The sequence below is a fragment of the Arthrobacter sp. GMC3 genome, assembly GCF_002929305.1.
Classification (GTDB): Bacteria; Actinomycetota; Actinomycetes; order Actinomycetales; family Micrococcaceae; genus Specibacter.
In genome coordinates, this window is record NZ_PJIO01000165.1 from 1 (window position 1) to 519 (window position 519).

Annotated in this window: 1 protein-coding gene; it reads right to left on the bottom strand. The window is 47.6% G+C overall.

The window, feature by feature from the left end; translation table 11 throughout:
* Positions 1 to 139 precede the first annotated feature (139 nt).
* Positions 140 to 519: ubiquitin-conjugating enzyme family protein (locus CXQ94_RS22000; protein WP_104092599.1), on the bottom strand; the 380-nt coding region annotated here is incomplete at its 5' end.

Here is a 519-nt window from a genome sequence, read left to right on the forward strand (position 1 = left end):
CAAAAGGTTAATACCAAGATACCTCTGCTTAGAAGACATTCAGAATCATAAAGACAAAGCTGCCTCCTACCCCTCCCAACTGACATGTTAAGTCTTAACCCATAGCATACTTTTGAGTCCAGCTCCTTGCGGTGCTCTCCTATTTTGCCCTATCAGTCTTGTACATGTGAGCAATCTCAGGCACGAGGGGATCATCAGGATTTGGGTCTGTCAATAGTGAGCAGATGGAAAGCAAGACCTTCGAAATAGTCAGTGCAGGGCTCCACTGCTCCTTCAAGATGTCAAGGCAGATGCTACCGTTGCTGTTGATATTTGGGTGAAAAACTTTTGTCCTGAATGCCACCTTGGGGGGTTTAAAGGGATAGTCTGGGGGGAAGTGAATGGTAACCAGGAAAACACCCCCTGCATAAGGACTGTCAGGAGGACCCATAATGGTTGCTTGCCAATGGAACATGTCTTCAGCTACTGGACCAGCACTACAGGAGGTAGGAGGGTCCTTCTGCAAATCCTTGAGCTCCT